Raw genomic sequence first — 18,255 nt, 5'->3', positions numbered from 1 at the left:
TAGCAGGCCTATGCTAGCATGGCGGCCATGATGATAATCAGCGTAGAGGGTCGTTCATCTGCGGTATTTCTGCACGATCGGATTGGGCATTCAGACGAGGTCACCGGCTCCATTGGAGATCGAGACGTTTCGGGGACAGGCGCGCGCCTTACTCGCGCCGAAAAACGGCTCGGCTCCAGTTGTTCTCGGCGCAAAGCTGCATATTTTGCGCGTATCAAAGGTTGTTATCACGCATCGGCTGCGCTTGGATACGCTTCCACATTCGAAAGGGGCGGGCGAAATATGAAGTTGATTGCAATAGTTGCCGGTCTGTTGCTGCTCGGCGTGATCGGCCAAGCAAACGCACGCGGAGGACATGGAGGGCGCGTCAGCTACGGCGGCGGACATCACACGACCAGTCATGGCGGCAGCTATTTGGGCGGATCCGGCTCATCACACCGTGGCGGGACTTATCTCAATTCGAGAACTGGCAACCGTTACGGCACTCATCGATAACGAGCTCCGCGCGTGGTCGCCGATGCAAAGCCGATTGGTGTTGTTGCCCAGCGTCGATGAGATCACGGCCATGTTGCCCCAGTCCTGTGCCACGGCGTTGGCACCCCATAGGGCGAGCAGCAAGGCGGGCACGACGACGCGCATGCCTGCAGCTTACGGAAGGGGCGGGCGCTTCGTCCCTCGTCTGTTCAACAGAGTGGCAGGAGTGTTGCGCGCAAGGGCTTCAGAGAACGGCGGCAAGTATACGCTCGCGAGCCGTACGTTCTTGTCGGGGCGCCGCCACTCGACGAATGCGATCGCGGTCTATCCTCAATACTCGCGAGCCCGATCGCAGGCCCTCTTGAGGTGAGAAGAACTCTGAAACAGCTACCGGAAACAGGGCAGCGTTATCGGAGTTCGCGTGACCGAGACGCGCACATTGTTCACGTAATGCTCTGTCACAAGCTCCCCGCGAATGTTGCAAGAAGTCGCTCCCATCGCCGCCATGAATCCGCTTCGAGCCCGCGATGGAGAAGCCTTGCGACTTTCAGCAATGAAGCGAGCGGCTGCACCGGGAGTGCCGAGCGCGTCGGACCGGGCGTTTTGCAGGGCTGCCACTAGCTCATTCAGATCTTTGTCCTTGATCTTGGTATCGCCGACCATTGACGGAACCATGTCAAGAAGACCTTTATCAGCAATTTCGCCAGCGAGTAGTCCGGGAAGCGCCTTGCGGAGAGACTGCTGAAAGGAAGCGGTGGTGCGCCCGGCGAGCTCCTCGCACCGGAGCATCGCCGAGATGTAGCTGAGGCGGGTTGTCTCCGTCGAGTCGAGCCAGACCTGCTCGCAATTGTAAAGCAAGGTCATTCGATCGACAGGTCCGAGCTTCTCGATTGCTTCACGAATTTCGCCAAGCACCTCTGCGGCTGGCTTGCGCAACTCGTCGGGAAGACGACCGGTCGCCTGCCCCCAGACGGCTGCGAGACCGCCCCACCGAGGCTCGAACTGCTGGATCGATAACGCCTGCATGTCGTTCGGAATCTTGGATTGAGCGTCAGCTATGCTTTTCTCCATGGCATCGATCTTGGCGACGACCGCTTCAGTGCGCGCGCGGAGCTTGCTCCCAAACCCCTTGGCTACAGCGGCGGCCACGTCGTCCGTGAATCCTGATACCGCTGCTGCGAGCTTGCTCGCGCCGGTCGCAAGCCGTGCGCTCTGCTTCTCGATGGCTCGTTCGATAGCGGTCTTTACTGATTCATTGAGGAAGGCTTCCACAAAGCCGGCCAGGAAACCTAGCGGCAGGCCGAGGTCCTCGTTGTTCTTCAGAACATCCATCACGGCGTCGACGCTTCCCTCGTAGGCGGCGCCAATTGCGCGTGCTCCCGTCGAAGCGAGAAGTTCTTCCGGAACAGTTCGCTTTTCTGCCGAGGACGCCTTCAGCTCCTTTTCAATCGCTTCGGCCGTTTCGAGCGACCATTGCGGACGCGTTGCCTGCACATCCGGGAATGTTACGGCGACCGAGGTCGGTTTGAGGCGAAGAGCCTGGTCAAACGGCTGGATCCGCCCACGATACGCGTACGCGACCGACTGGAGAGCGAGCGGTGTAGCGGTGGGAGCATCCGATTTTGCGGGCGCAACACGGCGCTCGCTCAGCGGCTGGGATGCCGGTTTCTCTTGCAGCTTCTCCAGAGGCGGAAGAGGCCTGACGATCGGCGGTTCGTCGACATTCAACGATGACAAAGCGACCGAAGCGCTCGCAGGCGGAGGTCCTGGCGGACGTACAGGTGATGGTGTTGGTCCGTTCGGGGGGCCGTGAGGCCCGTCCAGCAGAGAGGGATATTGTCCTGGCAGGTTCCCAAGCGCCTTTCGGAGCTTGTCGGCCAGGAGAACGATATGTGGCCATTGCTGGTCATCATCATCCTTCTTTTTCGTCTCGTAGGTCTTCACGAGACGAGGCATCAGCTCGGCGAGAAGGACGGCTTTCGTTTCCAGAAGGGCCTTTGCATATCGTTCATCAATCCGTTCGATGTGGTGCTCGATTGTCGCTATTCGTTGGGCGAGCAAGCCATCAGGACCTGCAACGATGCCGCCGAAGAAGGTAAGAGAGGTCAGCAGCGTCAGCCAGACGTAGGCGAAGCTTACCGATCGAAGATAGCCGCTGAAGACGCTAATTACGGTCCGATGGCTGGCCCAGAAGGGTGCCACAAACAGAAAAATCAAGGCCAGATAAATAGAGAATTCCAGCGCCGGAGAGGGTTTCAGAAAGGTGGCCACAGTCCGCAAACGGGCCAGTTCCGTCTCCAATTCCCGGATGGTCCGGCTGGCTCCTTCGAGGTCGTCGGTGAGGGAGAGCCATATCTGAAGGCCGGAAAAGATAATGCCGGCGATAGCGAACGGCAGGAAGAAACGATTGAGGTTGCGCAATACTGCGCGCCAGAGTGAGCCTTCCCTGGTCTGCGCGGCAACGTACCTTGTCAGGAGAAACCCGAACACGCCGCCTGCGGCTATCAAATAAGTAATCATGCTTGTCTCCTTAATGGGCCTCGAAGGCACCCACCGGATCGAGCAGTAAAATGAATTGGGAAAACCTAGGGTCGTATCGATGCTAACGTCAATGCCCAAGATGGGGAACTTTTGGTCTAGCTGGCGGGCGGCCGGCGACCGATCGTGAAATGGTCGATGGGCTGTCGCTGTAGCTCCTTGCGTTGATCTGCCGCGGCTCTCCCGCGCGCCGCCGGGCCACGGTGGTCTCGCGGCGGTCCGCCCTTGGCATCGCTCAACGAGCGGCCCGATCGGAACTGGCAGTGCTCTGGCTCCTGCAGCTCGTACCGTTTCGGCCCGCAAGCGACGCGAGGATATTGGTTTGCAGAAGCTGTCGATGAGCGGTTGCAGCATCTTCGCGGATTTCTGCGTCGGATGCAGACGATTGCCGGTGCAGACCCAGTCGATGACATCGGCCGGCGGATTTTCCGGCAGGGGCACGTCACCCTTGGCAAGGAGGAAGGCCTGTTCGTGATGCTATTTCACGAACCGGGAGGACGAGGCCTACCGCTTCGGAAAGATGAGATGGCCGACAGGCCAGGAATCCTGCAGCCTGCCAGCAGTCAAGGAAGACATCGGCTCGGCCCCAGCCGTAGAAGGTCAGGCACAGGCCGGGGTTCTTCACGACGCGCTGCATCTCGCGAAATGCCGGTCGGATCCACGACGTGTTGTCGTCATTGCGGATGGTCTGCCCGCTACTCGATTGTATCGGCAGACATACGGGGGTCGGTCAGGATGAAGTCCACCGACCCGGTTGCCATCTGCCGCATGACCTGGATGCAGTGGCCCTGGATAACGCGGTTGCGAAGGGAGCTTGCCGGCGGTGCTCACTGGCGCACCTCCTGAACCAGCGGCTGGGCTTTCCAGCCGAGATCAAAGCGGTTCGCTACACCGAAATTGTCGGCCCGGCAGATCGCCTCGGCCTTGCGGATCGCATTGGCGGAGCTGCCGGCCTCGACGATGACCGTCCACTCTTCGTACTCAAACGCCTTGACGACGAACCGGCGGAAGGCAGCGGCGCTCATCGCGCCGCCTCGTTCTTGGCATCGGCCTTGGCGGTGCGCACCACCAGGCGCCCGTTAAGCGGCAGGGCCGCCGTGAGCGAGATGTTGTAGCCGTCGCCGTCCTCGTGCGCCCAGGCGGCGCCGACCTTGGTCGTGAATCACCTTCGCCTTCGACCGCGTAGACTGTGTGGGTCGGACGGCTTTGACTTCTGAAATGGCTCAAAAAATCAGGATGCTGCTGTCCTGAAAGGCGGAGCTCGCGCGCATGCGCGAACGCGTCGCAGCCTTTTCGGCCATGAGTTCGGATCTCCTAAAAAGAGATCGAGCGACGAACGAAAGGAAGTCGCGTCTTGAGCAGCTGTCGATAGGGGCCTAGTAGGTGACCAGGTCGCTGATAACCACGGCGAGAGGTCCTTCGTCCCCCTTAAAACTAGCAATCATCGCATCCAGAAAGTATCCGGCTCAAGATCTTCGAGGTCGATGGGATGACCGGCATGATCGGCCAGAAGGAGGAAGAACGAAAGCTGCGTGCGACCATTGCCTTCGCGGAACGCGTGAATGACGTTGAGTTCGGAGAGGAAGTGGGCCAGCGGCCCCGACCCGGCGGTGCACTTGAAGGGAGGAGGGTGAAGAGCCGGGGGCCGCGTTCCGCTAAAGCGCGGACGGGCAGTGTGCCCAAGCTGCGCGCGGCTCGCATTAAAGCAGCTAAATGGAGGTTCGCTGCGCTGCAGAGCTCGAAGCTCACCTCCGAGCGGCATTTAATTTTCTTGGTATTCGACACCCGGAGAAATGTATTATCCGTATTTGATTCGCTGATGATTATTTTCACAAGAGAATGTTCATGGCCCAGCGAGCAGTATCCCGTGAGGATGTCCAAAGCTTATTCGCCTTCTATGCATTTGTTGCCCGACACCACAACAAGCATGACGGCGCATCTCGGTGGCTGAAATTATTCACGTCGAGCCAAAACCTTTCCGATGAACGTCTGCACCAGTGGTCAGAGCGTGTTGGCGCAGTCGGTCCGAAATTGGTCGGTCGCGTGCTCCATCCGCGCGCTCGCGCGGTCGTGGACGGTGATGCAAATTATGACCATGCTAGCGCGTTTCTCCACGCGCGACTCAAGGCATTGGATGAACCCCAGCACTAAACTCCGCCGGCCAGCTTCAGCAGCGAACCAACTTAACAGGACGCCTGCGCCGCCACTCGCAAGCGCAATGATGCGACCGCCAGTCAGCCGAGCAGTCGGGCTTGCCTAAAATGAAAACGACTTGGAGTGAACCCCTTCGCCACGGCGCGCACGTGGGCTTCGCATGTCTCCAACGCAATCTTCTGGGCGAGCATCACGTCTCCTATCGGCAGAGAGCCCACCGGCATGAAACACAATCCCTCTTGCTGATGATCGCGCTCGTCCACCACGCAAACATTACCGGAAGTTCCGGCGTAGACCCTGTATTGGCTCCCACTCTCGTTTCCGATCACCTCGAAGTAACCTTTGCGAGCTAGCTGCTCGCGTTGCGCCTGCGAAAGCCACTCCCGCAAGAGCCGGAGCGAGCGGCCTTCCGGCGTGCTTTCGGCGCCGTGCTTGATGAAAAGGGCTCGTGTCGCTCTCATGCGAGAACGGCTGCCCATGGCCAACGATCGGAAGGCCAACATGGCTGGGCTCCCACTAACCTCCAACGAGCCTCGGAAAAAAGATGGTCTCTTCCGCATTCCGGTCGAATGATTTGATTTGTGATAGCTGGTCCGTTCCGGTACGGACCGCAGCGGTGAAGCCAACCTTCGTCAGCTCATTGAAGCGCTGTTCGGCCCTGACCAATTCCTGTGCGTCGTGAAGATTGAAGAGATGACGGCTGTCGCCGGTGCGGTCCATGACGATCTGGATTGCCATAATTGCTAGTTGCGGGTTTTATCGGGCTGAACGCACGGATATTCAGAAGACGAACTTCAATCAGAACTTACCCGTGTTCTGCTGATGGTAGACGGCGGTACGCCCGGATCGGGAGGTGGCGCTTGCTTGCGATCGGCGGCATCGCCGAGGCCCAAAGTGAGCTCGTGAAGCGGCGCTGCTCGCCCCTTAGGTTCATACCGCTCCACCAGTTTCAGGAGGCGCCTTTTAACAAATGGGTCAGCCTGCTCTGCGAGTTCACGCAGTAACTTAGCGCGCTGTTCATTGAATTCGTGATCCAACATGTCTATCCCCTACACAACGCGCATGCGGTCATGCTCTGTAAGAAGACACTCAAAGCGGCTCATCACGTGAGCCAAACAATTTCGCGATCAAAAGGTCTGAATGCAGAAGATAGCGCCTGAGCGGATCAGTTGGCTACAAATTCGATCTCAGATTTGAAATAAACTGAAATCTAGTTGCCGAATGCCACTAACCAAAAGCTTCCAGGGCATCCTTTCTGTGACCGAGATGCAACGGATCTCCACCTTCGGCTCGGAACTTTGCACGCCGGGCTGTTCACCCGCAGAGCTTAAATTATCACAGATGCCGCCGGAGCTGAGGTCACCGCCCTGGTTTTTAGCCCCGGTGGCCGCTCGGAATGTCCGAGCGGCCCTTTCCTTATTCGCGGGCCGCAATAACTTGAAGTACGGCGCTGCAAGGCGCGGCTAATCGGAACCCAATGGGTAACAAGGGACTTAGTACGGAGAATCCCTTGATTGGGTGCTACCGATGGCGATCGAGGATTTCAGAGAAACAAGGCCGATCTTTCTTCCGGAGCAATTCTTTGTGGGGCGGATCGAAGGCTGGGCGGTGCTGGAAAGCCTCGTTGGCGGATTGCTAAAGCGCGCGACGATTGCGGCGCACGGCGAATTCGAGACAGATACCCAAATCGTGATCTTCACCGAGACGTACACATTCGATGATGGCCATTGCGACACGATGCACTGGACCATACGAAAAGGTAACGAAGGCAAGTACACCGGATTGGAAAACCGGCTGGAAGGTGAGGCTCTTGGAGAGCAAGCCGGCTGCGCCTTTCATTGGAAGTACACTCGCGACACGCCGCAACCAGGCGGTAAATCGATCAAATTGAATTTCGATGATTGGTTCTACGCAATAGATGATCGCGCCTGCATCGTGCGTGGGAGCGCCGGACGTGCGGGCATCCCGTTTGCGACGGCACACATTACCTATCGGAAGCTGTGATCCCAATGCCCGCGGATGTCGAGCGCTCTGGCGCAGCATCAAGATGAGATTGTAGGCGCAGGAACCGATCCTTCGACAAGGCGCGCCAAGCTCTTGCATGCCAAAGCCACCTGCAACCACCTCGTCCGTTCGGCCGGACAGGTCGCTGCGATCGCCTTCTTCATTGCCAGCACGGCTTCAGCTTGATGGTCATGTTCTCGGTCTGGATGACGCGCACTCCTACTCCCCCGCCGAGCACGAAGGGTTCCGCAACGCTGTTCTCTCACTTTACAATTACATCTTCAGCGCGCTGTTGTCCGCCGAGATGACGAGCCGCCAAAATACGCTCTTTCACTTCACGATTGAGCTGTTGCTGACTATTCCATCTGCAACACTCGATACCCTGATTACTGGACAATGAGGTGTCGGTAGAGCGATCTGGCGCGAGCTTCCTAGAAAGCGGAAGTGCCGAATTCTTTCATCGCACTGAACGGCTCTACGAGCTCGCGACAGCTATGTCCGCCGAAGTGCTCTCCGTCTACGACTGGCTTTGGGGATACGGCTAGTCCTGACAATCGTTCTCGCCTGAGTGGCTCGTAGGCGGCGGCGGAGAGTCTGCAGTTCTCGAAATAGTGCGACCAGTCCCTCGACCCGCTCGCCCAGAATAGTCGAATAGTGAACCCAACCTCGATTACTCATTAGGAAACCATAATTGTTAAAGGCAACAGGCGGTCGACAACGGAAAAAAATATGCAATCCAAGGTAGGAAAATACAACCCATAAACTGCGGCGGTTAAAAAGGGCCACGCAAAGGTCCCGATACCGACGTCACAGCGCACTCCTTTCGCTTGTCTTGTCAGTTTCGTTCTGAAAGTTCGCCCAGTTCGGCAAAGCTAGGCCTGGTATCGCGGCATTCACGTGCGCCCCGGTCTCTCGAGCTGGTAGTCCCATTCTGCCCTTTACTCGCGCAACGGCTGCCTAGCCGGGCGCGCTCCTTCTCGCGAAGGCAGCCCCTTCGCGCTCTACGACCTCTCTTTAGCCGTGCCGAGCGCACCGGCAGTTAAGGGTTAGTTTAGCTCCCGGTACGATCATTGGCGACCGCAAGGGAGCCAAGCATGCAATTGCACCATGCGAATACCTTGGAAAGGATCACGATCGCCCCAGATCACGGCAGTGGCGAGCTCACGTGGCCCATCACTCGCGATCAATCGGATTTCTCGACCCCCAATCGAGCTGAGATCTTGGCGCTATTGGCGCCGGGCCGGCCTCCAAAACTGACTATTTGTCTCGTCGCGGCGGCCGCATTGGGGGTGGGCTTTGCGTTGGGTTGGGCTGGCGCTTGGTACGGTCCTGCAGCTATCTCGGCTCTCGACCCGACTGCTCAGGTAGAAACGGCTTCGCGCCGCATGCCAGATACAAGGGCAGGCGGTAAAGCCGAAGGCGTCCGAAAGATTGCATCGGGTTCGCGAACAGCGCCTGCTTTGGGGCAGCCCTCCACATTCATCGCGAGCGTTGCTCCGAAGCCTGGGACCAAAGCGCCAAATGCGGCGCAATCGGCGGATGCTCTCGAAGTGGACATGTCTGTGACGGGCTCGATCCAGCCTGCGGGGCCGCTCCTGTCGGTTCCCGAGACAAGACCAACGACCCTGGCAGGTTGGGCAGTGCTGGACGTTCGCGGCGGAACAGCGGTGCTCGAAGGGCCCGATGGGATTCGAATGGCAGCACGAGGTGATGTGGTCCCCGGCGTCGGGCGAATCGAATCTATCGTGCGCTGGGGCAACCGCTGGATAGTTGCAACGGCTCGTGGATTGATCTCGACGCCCTAGGCGTGAAGGCTGGCGACGCAATCAATTTTCATCGTCAATGCTCAGTCGAGCACGTTTGAGTTTCATATAAGGATGAAACCGTACAAATATACGTAAGAACACAGGCCGCTTGGTCGTCTTGAGAGACTCGCTTCTTGACGGCTCGTGCGAAAATGCTGCCAGCCGGCTGCCGAAGTCAGGCTATTTATCCGCCGTGCAGAGCTGGTACTTGTCTTGTTGTTCATGCCTTTCCACGTTCATTCGCGCCATGTATTTGTCTTTGACCTCCTCCGAAGGACAAAGACACGGCGGCTTGCTGCCGTAGTGGATCTTCCAACACTCGCTTGCGGTCGCATCAATGAGCTCCCAAGCAATGACATTTTCTGTCTGCACGAGAACGCCAGGGCCAGGAATTGCTGTCGTCTTTTTTCCGTCTATCTTGCACGCAGGAGATAGAAAGACCTGAGCGGGATCAAGTTCGGTCGGGTAAACGCGGATAAATCCCTCGACGGTCGCATAATCCTTTACGATCGCTCGTACCATCGCCTTCGTATAGACCAGCGTGTTGTTCTCACGAGCATCGATAGGACGCACAGCCACACAGGTGAAGCTCTTCTTTAGTACGTATAAAAGCGGGTGGTCTTGAGTTGTTTTGGTAAGCGACACGAAAGGTATCTTGTTCACCGCCGTGATCACCCAATCATCATCGTAGGCAACCGACACGAAAATTCCGAGAACCAGCGCGACTACATATGCCAGCACTATCTCCGCCGTTGCGACTGCTTGCGCTGGTTTCCGCTTCTTTGCGCGCCATTGCCGCATCGCGAGCGAGGCAATCCCAAAGGATGCGATGCTGATCGCAATCGAAATAAAGGCGTATGCAAGTTCACCGAACCGCAGATCGACCAAATAACTTGCGAGGCCCAGACCAATGAAGCCTGGCAGGAACGCGGCTACAAACTTGATAGCCTTCTTGGGATCATCGGAAATCATTGGCCTATTTGTTACAGCAGTCGTTGTTGCAAGAGCCGTCCTTGCACTTGCACGCGGAGCCATTACAGCCATCGTGAACGCCGCCACAGTCGGGACACAGCTGGAATGAGCCATTGTCGTTCATGACGTACACGGCGAGCTTAGGCTGACGACATTCGCCGCCGGCCATAAAGTTGAGTTGTCCAAGGACGGTATCGAACGAGTCGGCACGCATGCTCGCAGCAACTCGGTCAGGAGCAGGATCATTCCGCGCGGCGCGTGCCAGGATTTGAAAGGCTGCGTAGCCATAGTAGGCATCCGCTCCCTTCATGTCCCTCAAGGAGTTGGGCAAGCTACGTGGCTCTCGAAGGCTGGGATCGTGCGGCGCGATGGCCGCCACTTTGATCTGGTTTCCGAGGCGGCCGATCTCCAGGAGGCTGATGCCACCGATGAGAAGGCTGTTTGATGGGAGTTCGTCCAAACGAATGTTACGAGTATCCCCGCCAAACATGAACACAATCGCCGGCGAGCCAGCTGTGCCATTCCAATTTTGCAACGGCAGCTGGCTGACTTGGGCTTCACGGCTGAGCGCTTCGGCGAAAAACTGGCTTTCAAAAATGTAGCTCGTACGACGATCTTGATTGTCTTTCGCATACCGAACGGCGAGCTTTGTAAGCTGCTCGGCGCTATCGCCGATGTGGAATGAGTACTTTAGTCGCTGGTCCGAAAACGGCGCCTTAGATAGCCCGACCAAGACGGTTGGCGTCTGTTGCTGTTCGCTCACCCCGGACACGGCCAGCATTACAGATGCGCCGCCTTTTGCAATCAGGAAGTTGACGCGATCGACTGCAATAAGCTGGCGGGCCTTGTTGACCGCGATGTCCGGCTTATTCTGATGATCATGGAAAATGACCTCCACCGGTCGGTTGGCTATTTGCCTCAGATCATTCTGAGCGGCGGATACTCCGGCCCGAAACTGCTGGCCTTCATTTGCCCCGAAACCGGTGAAGGTCGCCACTACACCGATACGAATTACTGGGTCTTGCGCCTCTGCCGGAAGATGCATGACGAGTAAAGTTAAGACTACTGCAAAGATCGTTTTCCAGCGACCCATGTGAGCCTCCCATGGATGCAGTATGGCAAGTACTGTCCAGATAGTTCTGGACGAGCAATAAAACGCGCGAAATGATTCAATTCCAAACTCTACCTTTGGTAGCTTTGAGGAACAAGAGGGCACCAGCTGGGACGTGCAAATTTGTGGTCGGCCGACTCGAACCGCTCGGTAATCCCCGTTTCCCTGCGGAGCACTTGCCGCGATCTTGACCTTTATCGGTGAAGTCAGTGAACAGAGATAACTCTGTGCCAATGGCATCACGGCATCTCTTGGCCGATAGCCCCCAATCGGAGATCCTTGATAGAAGCGAATAAGCTCGTCTACGTGCGCTTGATCAAGCGATACTTCGGTAGTTCACGTGAATTTTGGATCTTGCAAGCCTGTTCTGCCCAGCCATTTATGGTGCCACAATAGGTAAAGGCATCATGATCAGGACAACTCCGCTCATACTCTCCTTCGCAAACCGAGAAACTAGTTGGTTGAGAAGAGGTTGGTGGTGTTCCGGAGCCGGCGAAACAACAAATGGGGCGATGATGCAGATTGAGGGGATAAGCTTTCCGAACTTAACGTCTGGCTCCTTTCTTAGAGACGCCGCGATCGCTGTCAGGTAGCACCAACCGTAGAATATCAGGTTGCTGTCCACAAATCAGCGACGTGCCCGGATCTAAACGTAGAAACGACCGAGCAGGCGTGGGCGGAGCAGAAGTCAGGCCGGAAAAGCATCTGCCGCGTATTTCCCCGCCGTCATCGCCGGTGGCAACTTGGGGTTCGTACTGTGCCAAGTCGGTGGCCATTGGTTCGGCCTGTGTCCCCACATGTTGAGCTGTCCCAGGGCGTCGAAAAGCCCAAGGTATTGATAGTAGCTGACGCCCTCGACATCCGTCGAAATCGGGCAGCCGAGCGTTACGACCCGGAGTTCGTGTGATCGGTCCGGTGGAAGGGATCTGATTGCATTGCCGATCTGCAGGGCGCCCTTGCTGTGTCCAACCAGAAGCTTGAATGCCGCGTCACGATGAAGGAGGAGTGCGTGAAGAACGTCTGAGGAGCCGGAGCCGTGGCGAAAGACTGGCGCGCCGTGCAGGGTCTTCGCATCCGGCGTAGACGCGGGCAGTTGGCGGCCTATGCTCGCTGTCCGGGGCGCGGCATTGGCAAGAGCGTTCTGGATCAAGCTCTTTGCATGCAGATAGTCGTAAAGGCCGAAGCCGAACCAGCCCCCTAGCGCCTGCAGAATGACGTCAGCCATGCCGTATCCCGGGACGATGGCAAGCACAGGTTTTCCGAGTGCTATCGAGATGTCCCACGCCAGCGCGGCGCTGCCAAGGGCCGAACTACCGACCCCCGTGATTGTTACGATCTCGACAGCCCGCGTTTCCGGGTGAGGCGAAGTCAAGAAGACCTCCACATTGGTGTATCTGTGCACATAGGGTGCGGTATTAGCGTCGATGAGCAGAAGCGAGCCTTCAGGGTCACTGAGTGCATCGAGCTGGACGATCCGGGAGGGAGGTTTCTCCTCCCGAGCTCGCACGGACGCGTCTTTTTCGGCCAGCTGCGCGGCCAACGTCGCTACATCGTAAAAGACGATATCCAGCGCCGTGTTGAATAGGCGGCAGGCGCGTACGGCGGGTTCAATTAACTGTGGCGGCGGCTCAAACAGATTGAGAAAGGATCGCTCAGATTGGGTCGGCAGATTGTCTCCGATTGGCATGTGAAATTCTCCTCGAGGCTCAATTGAGCATGCCACATTTCTGTGTGATGGCGTTGGAAGCATGCAATGCGCGCGGGTCGACGGGACGGGGCGAGTGTGGTGAGTAGACGCCCCCGGTCCATTTTTAAAGTCTTCAAGCCGCCGATTGCCCGGCCGTTTTTTAGTCGTGCTAACGGTCGACGAGACGTTCCGCTCAGACTTTCTAGGGGGGCGGTCTTCGGTGCGCCGTCAGACGACGACAACAATCGCGATCTCGTGCCGTTGCGGGATAGCTTGCCATGGATCTCCCCTTATCACCTCGATGCGGGCCTGCCCCGATCGAAGCGCACGAAACAAGATGTTGGTTGGCGGTCCGAGTGGGCTTAGCACCCGGCCATCGTCCGAGAGTACGCCGGTCGAGAAGACACCTAACAGCTCGATCGCCGTCTCGCCTTCCAGAAGACGACCGCCGCTTGCTCCAAACATCAGTACGTCTCCCACCCGCACGTGCAGCACGGGTGGGAGGTCCTGGGAGGCCTGAATCTCGACGAGGCGCGGCAAAGCGTTACGGCACCAGTTCCTCGTCCACCTCCACATCTTCCGATGGCGACCATTCGTCGGCGAGGCCCATTTGAGCTTGGATCGACGGTGCACCCTCTGACGAAACCTTCGGGTAGATCTGTCCCGCGAAGGCATAGTCGGTGGCGTTGATGTCCGAACCTCCCCGGATCGGCTGACCGTCTTTGGTAATCGATCCCGGAAGTTGATAGCACATGATCGAATCTTGGTCCGGTGGGGTGGCCATTATCGAGTCCTGGCTGAGCGGTGTCAGCACCTGTTGGTCCACCATCTCACGAGACCACCCCTGTGTGCGCAGGAAGAAGTCATAGGCCTTTTGTGGGTCTATGAGGTCAACCAGCTCCTCACGCATGTGTTCATGCGGGAAGCCGAGCGTGTGCCCAGCTTCATGACGCACGACGCGATGGAATTCGCTGTCCGCTGTGTTCATGGTGAAACCCTGGAGGTTCAACGTCGGCCGATTACTGGGAATGTGCAGGATGTCGGTCCCGAGATAAGACCAGTATCCTGCTTGATTTCGCGAGATGCGCACCTTACCCACGCCACGGGTCTCCACGAATGAGATCCCTGCGGTTTGGTTCCAGGCATTCATGTGCTGAATGATCCGGCGGCGCAGATCACTTGGCCCGCCATCCAGGAAGCTGACCGTGAGCCGGCGCTGTTGCGGGCCCCAATACTTACCAACCAAAACTGCAATCGCTGCTGGCGAGAGTACCAGGCCGCGTGCCACGGAGCCAATGGCACCGAAGTTAACTCGGTTCATGGGATTGATGGTCGTTGCAGTCTTTGCCGCTTTTTCGGCTAGACGGCCGGGCAGTTGCTTAATTGAACAATGCGCGTTTTTTCCACCCGCGTGGTTATGGGGGCGCCGCGCAGCTTCGCCGCCATTCGGCTTATCGTCCTCGTCCACATACCGTCCGGTATCCGACGCTGCCTGAGCCACCTCTGCGATTCTCATTAATGCTTGGCGGAGTTTCTGTTCGCTATCGCTCATGTCGTTCTCCTCTTGCTGGTTGCTGGACACCGACTGTTCCACCAAAGAGATGGCATATACCGGATCGCGACAGTTGGTGGCGGCTGCCGCGCTTCGTCCATCTCTTCGAACCGCCTTTACCGTCAAGATGGTCTGCTTGCGCTCGTATTCGGCGTTGATCCGTCACGGACTTTCGGATTGCAGCGAACTCGGCCGTCCGGGCCGAGGATGACGGTTGAGCCGCCGATGACTTCAGTGGACGTTCCCGATATCTGCTTGCACCAACGCCGCTGGGTGATCTCGGCGACCGTATCGAAGGTGACCTGCCGGTCCGGGCCGATGCGGCTAAGGGAGCGAATAGAACCAACAACTGCAGGATCGACGTGATCTCCGTTCAGTTGCACGTCGCCCGGTAAAGCGCAGCCGAACGCGCGTGCGTACCCTGCCCGCATGACGTAGGATCCGAGTGCTTCGGCCTGCCGGCGCAGTTCGGTCTCGTCGGCTGCTCTTCCCGGGTCGCCCGCGAAACGTAACCTCTTGAAGTGCAGGTCTTCGATCGGCTCCATTTGCTTGTCAGGTGGTCGCCATAGCAGAGTGTCCTCCGCGAGATCGGGCACGTCATCCGGGTAGATGCGCCGACGGGCGAAGGAATCGATGATGGCCTCGCGATAGCCGAAGGGGTCGTCCTGAACGAGATCGAAATCCGCAGTGATAACTGCTCGCAGATACTCGCCAAAACACAGGTCGAACGGCGGGCAGTAGTCGATGGCACGTATGCAAACCGAAAGGAACTGTGATGCCAGTGTGCTTGCTTGGTCGGCGAGAATTTCGCAAAGCTCCGAACCTGGAGCCTCACCGGGAGTTAGACGTGCCAGGCGAATGAATCGCTTTGTCTTCCGGCGAAGTATCGTCGCGAATGCTTCGAAAATGGCCGTTACTAGAAGCGAGCCACGCTCGTGCGGTTCGTCGCCAGCTTGATCATATCGTCGGACGCTGCGCTCCTCGTCTTGTCCCAGCCCCGCTGCATCGATGGCCGATCGCAACGGCCCGCCCGAACCCGTGGTATGTCCGAATTGGTTAGCGAGTGACAGAAGCAGCGCATCGGTCTCGAGTTTGCCGCCTGACCTCTCAATTGCGGCACGAACGACATCCGAATACGAGAAGTGCATGAGCATCGCCACGAGGTCGGCAAAACCCTCGTGAAAGGCCGCGACATCCGGGTGGGTCGGCAGCCGAAAGCGCGGCCGAAGACCGTCCAGCAACGCATGGGTCATCTCATGCACGATGATGTCGTGTGAGAGACTCGTGAACACCCGACCGCCGGGTCGATTTCGTCCCTGAACGCTACCATCGGCAGTGTAGTAGCCGAACTTGAGTTCCCCTGCTGATGAATCGTAATAGGCATTGCGGCCGCAGAAGGCCTGTGGCCGAATTCTGAGCTTTGCATAAGCTTGACCAGGACGAGAGTGAAAGCCCCAGCACGGATCGCGTCCGAGCGCGCGTCTGAAGACATCGTACGTGGCCGCGCAGACCGCGTAGACCATCTGCTGCCGGAACATAGGGTCGGACGGCGAGGGGGGCCGTCCATTTTCTATCAGGATGCGAGGATCATCCAACTCGACCGGCTTGTTGAGCCGCCCCGTCGTCTCGTCCCAATCGACCACCTCCAGGATGCTGCCCGCGGGCCCCGAGCGCAATCGCTCGAATGGGACATTTAACACGGCCACAGCGCCATCCTGCCGACTCGCCGCTGGATCAAGCGTGTAGATCCTGAGCGGCCGATGGATCGGGTCCTGATGCGTTCGTTGATACGGTTGCAAAGAGGCGGTAGCTAGAAAGACCGGGTCCACTACAAAATAGTTGGCCGATGCAGTCAGCTCACGCTGTACCTTGCCGATCTTCGGGAAAGGTACACTCGATGCCCTTTCAGGCTTCACGTAAGGAAGGGGCGGGTGCGCCTGAATATCCATAAAACGACTCCCCAGCACAATTCAGCCAGCAGAGCGCGATCCTTTTGGCGTAGATTTCACCCGGGTCACCGAAACACTTTTTGTACGAATGGCGACCCAAGTTTATCGACATCGCACGTCAAAAGCGGCACGCAGATATTGCAACGTCCTTGGCCGCCGGTGTGTGAGCTGGTTCACTCTACAAGCTTGAAAAAAGCCACCCTACGCATTTAGCAGCCTAACTTAGTTCAATTCTTGCCAAGAATGGCGGGTCCGCCAATGTGCCCGCGAAGAGTATTGCTAAAGGTAAAGTAACTCGCGCAGTCGACGCTTGCCGCGGCCACGGTTGTCGCGTTGCCTGCTCGGGTCTCGAAGGTCAATATGCTGCCCTACGACAGATTTCGTAGTTTAGTCCAAATCTCAACCGTCAGGTAGTTTTTGTCTCTGGGACAACTTGTCGCGCAACCGTCGTCGCACTCATGAGAGGCTCGCGGCTTCGAATCTAGAAAGTTCGATGCTGATGGCATCTTGTCTCGCGGCAGAGCCGTTTGGCACCGGGCATTGGCTTTCGGGAATTCGCATCGCGCGGACGGTGGTTCGAACATTAGCCGACCCCTTCAAGCGCACCGCGATCTTCTTGGATCTTATTAGACATTTCGTCGTTCGGTGATGATGCGGCAGTCGATGGACTCGCGCACAACGCGACCTGCGCATAATCGGCCCTGGAGCTCTAAAACTATGTCCCGCATCTCTCGTATTAGGAGCAGCATGCAGGCATCGGAAACCCGTTTGTGCCGTTGGTTGCCAGTTTTCCCGAGGATCGTTTTGAAACGCACCGAAGCGATCCACGGTGCCGTTCGCGTCACGCATGATCTGAATATCAGCCTCAATCTCTACAGATCTCTGACTTTCGCCGAAAATCCATTAATGTCTTGCACGACGATGAAATGCGACAATACGCATCACACCAAGTCACCTTCCTTGTCTCAAATTCGTCCACCACTTGGTGAAGGTAGCCGTCAGAATATTCAATTTCTTCAAGTATTCGTTTCCTTCGCGTTTCATCGAAGAGATCGCGCCGGGTCCGGATGGCATTACGGATCTGTTCGAGCTTTAGCTGGGTGTTACTCAGCTCTTCCGTCCGCGCTCGCGATTGAAAGCATCAAAGTCCCGCCCGCCGACAGCACAGGGACCCCTTAGTGCCGCCGACCAGCGCCGCATCAGGCCCGTAGACCGTAAGATTTCGGATCCCTTGAGTGGTTTGATAAGGTTCTTCTCTAGATCACCGTTGATGATGAGGTGCACGTCGTCACTGAAGACGACCTTAGCAAGATCTATGCTCCCAGCGGGTCAGCTCCAGTAGCCATCGGTAGCCATTCCGCTTCAGAGAGCTTGGAAGCCACGCTAGATCTGGATAAACTTGTTACGCGACATGCTGCAATCGTTGGATCGACCGGCGCAGGAAAATCGAACACCGTCGCAGCAATTTTGAAGGCCCTCACAACAGGATCCTTTCGCATAGCGAATACGGCGCCGCACGGTCAGACGAGTAGTCGGGGCGACGTTCTACGCTACGCTCTCGCCAGATCTGCCGTCAACGAGCCCCATTGTTCACGGCCGCGTTTATCGGGTCAGATAGGAAGCTTTGTACGCATTCCTCTCGGTTTTCTCAACGCATACGGGATCGTTTCGATGGTCGGCGCGGTGGCAGTGCCAGGAGAGGATCCGCTCATGACGGCGCGATCAGCCAAGTGTACGTTGGAGATTAAGCTCATAGGTGAGGCCTACCGCAATTCACCGTTTCAACGGGGACTAAGCGTTAATGCGATATCGCCTTAGGTGCCCGACAGGGCTTTTGCGATCCCATAGTGTGCTGCTCGCACCTAGGGAAATCCCTAGGGTGTACGGGCGCTGATGCGGCTACGCCGATTTCGTATGACGGCACGGAACCAGCTCTGTGGTCGAATAAGGGTGGCACAGAGCCTCGTTGAACGGCACTTCCCTCCTTGTGACTGACTATCGCCACGCTG

16 protein-coding genes are annotated in these 18,255 nt (G+C 57.5%); 3 read left to right on the top strand and 13 right to left on the bottom strand.

Annotation, left to right across the window (positions count from 1 at the left end):
• Positions 1-432 precede the first annotated feature (432 nt).
• From I6F33_RS34775 to I6F33_RS34740, 7 genes are all read right to left on the bottom strand, one after another.
• Entirely contained in the window at positions 433-639 is a 207-nt protein-coding gene (locus I6F33_RS34775) for a hypothetical protein (RefSeq protein ID WP_225145530.1), read from the bottom strand.
• A 222-nt stretch (positions 640-861) separates the two neighbouring features.
• Positions 862-2,994 carry a hypothetical protein gene (locus tag I6F33_RS34770; RefSeq protein ID WP_225145529.1) on the bottom strand — a complete coding sequence of 711 codons (2,133 nt, stop codon included), beginning with the start codon at positions 2,992-2,994 and terminating at the stop codon, positions 862-864.
• A gap of 845 nt (positions 2,995-3,839) precedes the next feature.
• Entirely contained in the window at positions 3,840-4,037 is a 198-nt protein-coding gene (locus tag I6F33_RS34765) for a hypothetical protein (protein ID WP_225145528.1), read from the bottom strand.
• A gap of 416 nt (positions 4,038-4,453) precedes the next feature.
• On the bottom strand, positions 4,454-4,774 hold the full coding sequence (locus I6F33_RS38555; protein WP_346657227.1) for a Fic family protein: 321 nt from the start codon (positions 4,772-4,774) through the stop codon (positions 4,454-4,456).
• Positions 4,775-5,246: 472 nt separating this feature from the next.
• The gene (locus I6F33_RS34750) at positions 5,247-5,669 is read right to left on the bottom strand and encodes a hypothetical protein (protein ID WP_225145527.1); all 423 of its coding nucleotides are present in this window, start codon (positions 5,667-5,669) and stop codon (positions 5,247-5,249) included.
• Between the two features lie 13 nt (positions 5,670-5,682).
• Positions 5,683-5,904: a hypothetical protein gene (locus I6F33_RS34745; protein WP_225130048.1), complete on the bottom strand. Its 222-nt coding sequence runs from the start codon at positions 5,902-5,904 to the stop codon at positions 5,683-5,685.
• A 56-nt stretch (positions 5,905-5,960) separates the two neighbouring features.
• Complete coding sequence (locus I6F33_RS34740; RefSeq protein ID WP_225145526.1) at positions 5,961-6,206, bottom strand: hypothetical protein; 246 nt, start codon at positions 6,204-6,206, stop codon at positions 5,961-5,963.
• A gap of 487 nt (positions 6,207-6,693) precedes the next feature.
• On the opposite strand from I6F33_RS34740, the gene I6F33_RS34735 reads away from it, so the two are divergent.
• Complete coding sequence (locus tag I6F33_RS34735) at positions 6,694-7,170, top strand: DUF3833 family protein (RefSeq protein WP_225130044.1); 477 nt, start codon at positions 6,694-6,696, stop codon at positions 7,168-7,170.
• Between the two features lie 97 nt (positions 7,171-7,267).
• Complete coding sequence (locus I6F33_RS34730) at positions 7,268-7,570, top strand: hypothetical protein (RefSeq protein ID WP_225145525.1); 303 nt, start codon at positions 7,268-7,270, stop codon at positions 7,568-7,570.
• Positions 7,571-9,155: 1,585 nt separating this feature from the next.
• Here the strand turns inward: I6F33_RS34730 and I6F33_RS34725 are convergent.
• From I6F33_RS34725 to I6F33_RS34700, 6 genes are all read right to left on the bottom strand, one after another.
• Entirely contained in the window at positions 9,156-9,947 is a 792-nt protein-coding gene (locus tag I6F33_RS34725; protein ID WP_225145524.1) for a hypothetical protein, read from the bottom strand.
• A gap of 4 nt (positions 9,948-9,951) precedes the next feature.
• A complete protein-coding gene (locus I6F33_RS34720; RefSeq protein ID WP_225145523.1) occupies positions 9,952-11,040 on the bottom strand; it encodes an ABC transporter substrate-binding protein in 1,089 nt (362 codons plus the stop codon).
• 706 nt (positions 11,041-11,746) lie between these two features.
• Complete coding sequence (locus I6F33_RS34715; protein ID WP_225145522.1) at positions 11,747-12,745, bottom strand: hypothetical protein; 999 nt, start codon at positions 12,743-12,745, stop codon at positions 11,747-11,749.
• Positions 12,746-12,973: 228 nt separating this feature from the next.
• A complete protein-coding gene (locus I6F33_RS34710; RefSeq protein ID WP_225130035.1) occupies positions 12,974-13,210 on the bottom strand; it encodes a hypothetical protein in 237 nt (78 codons plus the stop codon).
• A gap of 79 nt (positions 13,211-13,289) precedes the next feature.
• Positions 13,290-14,297: a M12 family metallopeptidase gene (locus I6F33_RS34705; RefSeq protein ID WP_225145521.1), complete on the bottom strand. Its 1,008-nt coding sequence runs from the start codon at positions 14,295-14,297 to the stop codon at positions 13,290-13,292.
• Positions 14,298-14,419: 122 nt separating this feature from the next.
• Positions 14,420-16,246, bottom strand: a complete 1,827-nt coding sequence (locus I6F33_RS34700) for a hypothetical protein (RefSeq protein ID WP_225145520.1) — start codon at positions 16,244-16,246, stop codon at positions 14,420-14,422.
• Positions 16,247-17,524: 1,278 nt separating this feature from the next.
• On the opposite strand from I6F33_RS34700, the gene I6F33_RS38685 reads away from it, so the two are divergent.
• Positions 17,525-18,064 carry a DUF87 domain-containing protein gene (locus I6F33_RS38685; RefSeq protein ID WP_225145519.1) on the top strand — a complete coding sequence of 180 codons (540 nt, stop codon included), beginning with the start codon at positions 17,525-17,527 and terminating at the stop codon, positions 18,062-18,064.
• Positions 18,065-18,255: the final 191 nt, after the last annotated feature.

It is taken from the genome of Bradyrhizobium sp. BRP20 (assembly GCF_020194215.1).
Taxonomy (GTDB): domain Bacteria; phylum Pseudomonadota; class Alphaproteobacteria; order Rhizobiales; family Xanthobacteraceae; genus Bradyrhizobium; species Bradyrhizobium yuanmingense.
The sequence above is the reverse complement of the archived record's forward strand: the minus strand, read 5'-3'. Positions and strand labels throughout refer to the sequence as shown.